Genomic DNA, 6,000 nt, shown 5'->3' with positions numbered 1-6,000 from the left:
TCGGGCCAAGCGTCACCTTGACCGCATCGGCCAGGATGTTCACGCCCTTCAGCATCCGGTCGCGCGCGTCGCTGTTGAACTTAACTTCTTTCGCAGCCATGTGGCTCACTCCTTCCTGAGCAGCATTCTTTGGTTGGATCCTGGGAAATGGCCGTCAGGCGGCCTTCTTGGCGCTGGCCGGGGCCTCGATCACGCCCAGCACGTCGCTTTCCTTCATGATCAGCAGATCCTCGCCATCAAGCCGGATCTCGGTGCCCGACCACTTGCCGAACAGGATGCGGTCGCCGGGCTTGACGTCCAGGGGCGTCAGCGTGCCGTTTTCGCTGCGCGCACCCGGACCCGCGGCCAGAACCTCGCCTTCCTGCGGCTTTTCCTTGGCGCTGTCGGGGATGATCAGGCCGCCGGCCGTCTTTTCCTCGGCATCGATGCGGCGGACCAGAATACGGTCATGGAGTGGACGGAACGTCATATCGTTCTCCTCATGGACAAACAGATTGCGAGAGGTTCCTCCGCGCCGGCCAAGCGTCCGGCACGGGGTTCACGCGACCCTGCTGGCATCGCGCGACACAGGAATTGGCACGCAAGCCGGCGGTTTCAAGGGGTGGCGCGAAATATTTTTGGCACTCGCTGACATCGGCTGCCAACAGACTGATGCCTGCGTGCAATATTGTGTGATTCCAGTTGCCTCGGCCCGATGCAGGGGCTTGACCTGCGCCAGGACCGCGCCAAACTTTTTCTAGTGGGAATGGTTCGTTCAGACTGATGCCGAGGGTTTCATGACGGACACGTATCTCTCTGCCGCCCGCGATCTGGTGATCGAGGGGATGCGCGAAAGCCAGGTCGCCTTGTCGTCGGAGCTGGAGTATCACCTTGCCTCGACGCTGGCACATTACATGCATCGTCCCATCGCCCCCGACCGCCTGACGCTTCGGTTGATGGACGCGGCGCAGCGGCGGGCGAGAAAGGGCGAGTCGCGCCGGATCGGGGACGAATGCCTGATCTCCTGCGCCTTCTTCGCGGCGCGGCTGACGCGGCAGGGCGGCTCCATCGTCCATTATGCCGGCCTGGGGCAGAGCGCCTATGAGATCGCCGGGATGCCGGATGTGGCCCATGGCTTTCCCGACATGCTGGACGTGCTGCAAGCCAGCAGCCCGCATGTGGAAGAACGCCCCCTGCCGTCCAGGGACGGCGAGGCCGAGCAGGAACCCAGGATCCTGCTTCTGGCGCCGAGGTTCCGGCACTGAGCCCGGCGCTATTCCTCGGGGTCCGGCTCGGCTGCCTCGAGGATGGCGACCAGTTCGGCGACGCGGCCCCTGGGCAGGGGGCGCCCCTCGCTGATCATGGCCTCGTCGGCATTGAGCCAGCCCCAGGCCTCGGCCAGTTCCTCGACCGTGGCATCCGTCCGGCTGATCTGGGCGATCAGCGTCTCGTCGACCGGACCCAGAACGGCCCTGATGTCATCAAGTCGCATGGTTGTTTCCCGTGATCTTCTTGCGGCCTGCATCCGATAGATAGGGATCTTGCGGGCAGGGAGAAGGGCGCGCGGGCCCCTTGAAGCGTCGTTTCGCCACCCTAAATCGTGAATCGCCGGAAGCCTTTGACGGGTCCGGCAAGGCTGGGCGGACGCCAAGGCGTCCCACGGCGGAAAACTTGTACCCATGTTGCTCAACGGAGGATGTGGCTATGAGAACCACTTTCGACTTTTCCCCCCTTTATCGGTCGAGCATCGGCTTCGACCGGATGCTGAACGCGCTGGAAGCGGCAAGCCGGGTCGAGACCATCGACAACTGGCCGCCCTATGACATCACCAAGACCGACGAGAACGACTACCGCATCGCCATGGCGGTGGCGGGCTTTGCGCCGGATGAGCTGACCGTCACCCAGGAGCGCAACATGCTGGTGGTCACTGGCCAGAAGGCGGGCGAGGACAAGGGCCAGTACCTGCATCGCGGCATCGCCGAGCGCAGTTTCCGGCGGCGTTTCCAGTTGGCCGATCATGTGAAGGTGATCGGTGCCGATCTGGCGAACGGGCTGCTGACGATCGACCTGCGCCATGAGCTTCCCGAGGAAATGAAGCCGCGGCGGATCGAGATCGCGACGGCCAGGATCCCGGCCGAACCCGATCCGAAGCTGGTCGAGGGCGGCAAGCAGGCCGCCTGAGGCCTTTCATTCCCGCGATCCGCGCCTGGCGCCGGCATGGTCCGGCGCCGATGGCGACCTGTTGCCAATGAAGGAGGAAAACCATGAATGTCCGTGACCTGATTCCCTGGAACCGCAATGACAGCCAGCTTCCCGCCAGCTTCCGCGAGGGCGACCGCGATCCCTTCCTGTCGCTGCATCGCGAAGTGAACCGGCTGTTCGACGATGTCTTCCGTGGCTTCGGCCTGCCATCCGCCGGTGCGGTCCCCGCCTTTGGCGGCGGCTGGCCGAGTGTCGAGATCTCTGACAACGAAAGGGAGATCACCGTGACCGCCGATGTGCCGGGCCTCGAGGAAAAGGACATCGAAGTCCTGCTGAATGACGGCGTGCTGACCTTGAAGGGCGAGAAACGCTCGGAGACCGAGGACAAGGACCGGCAATTCTCGGAACGCTACTATGGTCGCTTCGAGCGCCGCATCCCGCTTGGCGCCGAGATCCGCGAAGACGGGGTCGATGCGCATTTCAAGAACGGCGTGCTGACCGTGACCCTGCCCAAGACGGAAAAGGCGCAGTCGCAGGTCCGGCGCATCGCCATCAAGAGCTGAGCCAAAGGCGGGCGCGGGGCGGGCCATGCCCGTCGCGCCCCGCCTTTCGCCCTGGGCCGCGCGACCCGCCAGCGGGCAGTCGGCGAGCTTGCATCTTGCGGGTCACGTGCCCGGGCCGTCCTTGTCGCAGGGGCCTTGCGGCCGTCAAGGCGACAGGAAGCCCACCGGGAAAGAGGCGCGTGATCCGGGCTTTTCGGGCGCGGCGTGCCAGGTTCGACAGGCTTGATGGCCCGACGATCAGCCCGATCAGCCTTGTCCGGCCGCCGCCATTGTCCGATGCTGGCAGCATGACCGCGCCCTATTCCTTTCGGAACGATCCCCTGGTCCCGCGATTCGACGATTCCGTGCCGCTGGCCGTCATGGATGGGGAATGCGCCGTCTGCAGCTGGGGCGCGCGGATGATCCACCGGCTCGATCGCTCGGGGACGGTGCGGATATGCCCGGTGCAGACGCCACTGGGCAAGGCGCTTTTGCGGCATTACGGGCTGGAGGCGGAAGATCCCCCGAGCTGGCTGTTCATCGAGGACGGCATCGCGCATTCTGATTGCGATGCGCTCGTCCAGGCCGGGCGGCGGCTTGGCGGTCTCGGCAGGCTGGCCGCGCCGCTGCGGATCCTGCCACGCGGGCTGCGCAACTGGCTCTACCGCCGCTTCGCGCGCAATCGCTATCACCTGTTCGGCAGGTCGGACATGTGCGCCATCCCGGACCCGGCGTTCCAGCGAAGGCTGCTGCGCTGACCGGTCCGGTCATGGACGCCCGCTGCCGCGCATCGGGACGAAGCGCCGCCGCATCGTCATCGCCGCCGAGCGGATGAAGGCCGCCTCGGAAGGGCGCATCCCTGCGCGCCCAAGGCCGGCCCGGTGATCAAGTCTTGGCCGCGCTGCTCCAGGTCCGGCATCGGCCCGGATCGTCCTTGATCCGACCCTCGCGACATTTGCTTGACGCTTGGCTATATCGTTACATACGAATGTATGCATCTCTATCATTCCCGGGGGAGAGCGGGGCGGCAGAGGCAAGCGGGGTGGAAACGAGGCCCCGGACAAGGGAGGGAAAGATGAACAGAACAGAACCAGGCCGCCTTGCGGCTCTGGCCGGAGGCGTGATGCTGACGGCGATCCTTGGCGCACAGCCTGCCAAGGCTACGAATGGCTATTTTGCCAATGGCTATGGCGGCACCTCGAAGGGGATGGCCGGGGCGGGCGTCGCGATCCCCACCGGCGTGCTGGGCCTGGCCCAGAACCCGGCCACGGGTACCGCCTTGCCGACGCAGGCAGGGATTTGCCTGACCGGCTTTCAACCCGAGCGCGGCTTCAGCATCGCGCCGGGCGGGCCGTTGGCCGAGGGTCGCCAGACCAGCGACAACAGCCTTTTCTGGATCCCCTGCGGCGGGTTCAACTACAATCTGGACGAGCAGAGTTCGGTCGCCGTCTTCATGTTCGGCAATGGCGGCATGAACGTGGAATACGGCACCAACCCTTTTGCCGGCCTTGCCCCGAAGGTGACCACCGACCCGCTGGGGATCAATCTCGAACAGGCCTTCATCAGCCTGAACTATGCCCGCAGGCTGACCCCACGGCTGTCGGTGGGCCTGGGGCCGGTGCTTGCGGTGCAGCGGTTCAGCGCAACGGGGCTCGAACCCTTCGCCGGCATGTCCGTCCAGCCCGGCGCCCTGACCCATGGCGGTGACGATTGGTCGACCGGCCTGGGGATGTCGCTGGGCCTGATTTACCGGCTGGACAGCCAATGGAGCCTGGGTGCGTCGTGGCGCAGCCGCATCGACATGCGGCCATTCGAGGATTACGCGGGCCTTTTTGCCGATGGCGGCGATTTCGATATTCCGGCGGTGGCGACGCTGGGCGTGGCCTTTCGCCCCTCCGGCAATCCCGGCCTGACGCTGACCGCCGAATATCAGCGCATCTTCTATGGTTCGGTCGAATCGCTGGCCAATAGCGGGGCGATGCTGGCCGCGCCGCTCGGCAGCGCCGGTGGACCCGGATTCGGCTGGCAGGACATGGATGTCATCCGCATCGCCGCCGCCCAGAAAGTGAACGACAGGCTGACGCTTCGCGGCGGCATCAGCCACGCCTCGAGCTTCATCGACGACGATGGCGAGGTGCTGCTGAACATCCTGGCCCCGGCCACGCCGCGCTGGCATGCCTCGATCGGGTATAGCTACAGGCTCAGCGAGCGGGCCACGCTGACCGGCAGCTATACCCATGCCTTCCACGAAACGGAATCCGGCGCCAACCGGACGCCGGGCCTTGGCCAGCAGACCACCCTGTTCATGGAGCAGGACGAGATCTCCATGGGCATCAGCTGGGATTTCTGAGCGCCTCGGGGGCACCCCTGCGGTGCCCCTTGCCCGTTCCGCTTGGGAAAGCTCCATGGCGGCCGTATCATGCGCGGCGGCGCCGATCCCCTGTCAGGGGCCGGCAGCCTGCATCACATCGTTGAACACCTGGTATTCATCGGCGAAATACCGTCGCAGCCGGTCGAGCTCGTCTGCGTCGTAGTGCTTCAGGATATTCCCGGCCGGAACCGGGTTGACATGCGCATGCCCCAGCTCCACCGGGCCGCCAAGAAGCCTTTGCGCGAAGCCCTCGAGGCTCGCCAGGGTTCCGACGGAACCGAGCCATTTCGACGCGGTGGCGGTGTTGGGGATGTGAAAGCGATAGCCGCGCCGGATATGGGCGATCGACCTGGTGGCGAAATCGACGGCCGAGGTTTCGTATTCCCCGCCCGACAATATGGCGTCGAGATAGGCGCGCGCGTCCCGGAAATGCAGGAAGGCGGTGGCCTCCTCGACGGTCCAGGGGCTCTGGTAGGTCGGGCGCCCTTGCCGCAGGCGCGACATGAACCCGCTGATGATGCGCTCCAGCGGGTCGCGCAGGACCAAGGATATCCTGATGCCGGGAAACGCCGCCCTGATCCTGGGGACGGTCCAGTCGTGGTGAAAGATCAGCGGGACGCGGGACGGTTCGGTCGAAGCCACCCTTTCGGCGGCCGCCCGGAAGGTCGTCCCGCCGGTCTTGCCGATGTGCAGATAAGCCCTTGTGCGGTCACGCCCTTCGGAAATCTGCCTGAGGATGAGGGGGTCGTCGGTCATGGCGTCCTGGGAATCGGCGTTCCGGGAAACCCTGCTTCGGGACCATTCGTCCATCAAGCTGGCGTTGCCGGCCCGAGCAAAACCTTGCGCATCTGCCCGGGCCGTTTGGACAGGAACGGGCCGTTCGATTCCCGGCCGGCTGCCGCTGGC

8 protein-coding genes are annotated in these 6,000 nt (G+C 65.5%); 5 read left to right on the top strand and 3 right to left on the bottom strand.

Annotated elements, in window-relative coordinates; all coding sequences use genetic code 11:
- Positions 1-154: 154 nt before the first annotated feature.
- A complete protein-coding gene (locus ACDP63_RS16115) occupies positions 155-469 on the bottom strand; it encodes a co-chaperone GroES (protein ID WP_024846103.1) in 315 nt (104 codons plus the stop codon).
- 307 nt (positions 470-776) lie between these two features.
- On the opposite strand from ACDP63_RS16115, the gene ACDP63_RS16110 reads away from it, so the two are divergent.
- Positions 777-1,244, top strand: a complete 468-nt coding sequence (locus tag ACDP63_RS16110; RefSeq protein ID WP_024846104.1) for a hypothetical protein — start codon at positions 777-779, stop codon at positions 1,242-1,244.
- Between the two features lie 8 nt (positions 1,245-1,252).
- Here the strand turns inward: ACDP63_RS16110 and ACDP63_RS16105 are convergent, their stop codons facing one another.
- Entirely contained in the window at positions 1,253-1,471 is a 219-nt protein-coding gene (locus ACDP63_RS16105; protein ID WP_024846105.1) for a hypothetical protein, read from the bottom strand.
- 212 nt (positions 1,472-1,683) lie between these two features.
- Between ACDP63_RS16105 and ACDP63_RS16100 the strand changes: the two genes are divergently transcribed.
- The 4 genes from ACDP63_RS16100 to ACDP63_RS16085 all read left to right on the top strand — a co-directional run bounded on the left by ACDP63_RS16100 (position 1,684) and on the right by ACDP63_RS16085 (position 5,073).
- Complete coding sequence (locus ACDP63_RS16100) at positions 1,684-2,160, top strand: Hsp20 family protein (RefSeq protein ID WP_024846106.1); 477 nt, start codon at positions 1,684-1,686, stop codon at positions 2,158-2,160.
- A gap of 83 nt (positions 2,161-2,243) precedes the next feature.
- On the top strand, positions 2,244-2,744 hold the full coding sequence (locus tag ACDP63_RS16095; RefSeq protein ID WP_024846107.1) for an Hsp20/alpha crystallin family protein: 501 nt from the start codon (positions 2,244-2,246) through the stop codon (positions 2,742-2,744).
- Positions 2,745-2,923: 179 nt separating this feature from the next.
- Positions 2,924-3,481 (top strand): thiol-disulfide oxidoreductase DCC family protein, encoded by a 558-nt coding sequence (locus ACDP63_RS16090; RefSeq protein ID WP_409928280.1) that lies wholly within the window; start codon positions 2,924-2,926, stop codon positions 3,479-3,481.
- A gap of 317 nt (positions 3,482-3,798) precedes the next feature.
- Positions 3,799-5,073, top strand: coding sequence for an OmpP1/FadL family transporter (locus tag ACDP63_RS16085; RefSeq protein ID WP_177209352.1), 1,275 nt, complete (start codon positions 3,799-3,801; stop codon positions 5,071-5,073).
- A gap of 93 nt (positions 5,074-5,166) precedes the next feature.
- Here ACDP63_RS16085 and ACDP63_RS16080 read toward each other — a convergent pair whose 3' ends face one another.
- Positions 5,167-5,850: a hypothetical protein gene (locus ACDP63_RS16080; protein ID WP_024846110.1), complete on the bottom strand. Its 684-nt coding sequence runs from the start codon at positions 5,848-5,850 to the stop codon at positions 5,167-5,169.
- Positions 5,851-6,000 lie beyond the last annotated feature (150 nt).

The organism is Paracoccus sp. P2, assembly GCF_046335115.1.
Taxonomy (GTDB): domain Bacteria; phylum Pseudomonadota; class Alphaproteobacteria; order Rhodobacterales; family Rhodobacteraceae; genus Paracoccus; species Paracoccus pantotrophus.
The sequence above is the reverse complement of the archived record's forward strand: the minus strand, read 5'-3'. Positions and strand labels throughout refer to the sequence as shown.

Excerpts from the sequence above, each read along its gene's own strand:
- ACDP63_RS16080 (WP_024846110.1), bottom strand. The coding sequence starts at position 5,850 with ATGACCGACGACCCCCTCATCCTCAGGCAGATTTCCGAAGGGCGTGAC.
- ACDP63_RS16115 (WP_024846103.1), bottom strand. The coding sequence starts at position 469 with ATGACGTTCCGTCCACTCCATGACCGTATTCTGGTCCGCCGCATCGAT.
- ACDP63_RS16110 (WP_024846104.1), top strand. The coding sequence starts at position 777 with ATGACGGACACGTATCTCTCTGCCGCCCGCGATCTGGTGATCGAGGGG.
- ACDP63_RS16105 (WP_024846105.1), bottom strand. The coding sequence starts at position 1,471 with ATGCGACTTGATGACATCAGGGCCGTTCTGGGTCCGGTCGACGAGACG.
- ACDP63_RS16100 (WP_024846106.1), top strand. The coding sequence starts at position 1,684 with ATGAGAACCACTTTCGACTTTTCCCCCCTTTATCGGTCGAGCATCGGC.
- ACDP63_RS16095 (WP_024846107.1), top strand. The coding sequence starts at position 2,244 with ATGAATGTCCGTGACCTGATTCCCTGGAACCGCAATGACAGCCAGCTT.
- ACDP63_RS16085 (WP_177209352.1), top strand. The coding sequence starts at position 3,799 with ATGAACAGAACAGAACCAGGCCGCCTTGCGGCTCTGGCCGGAGGCGTG.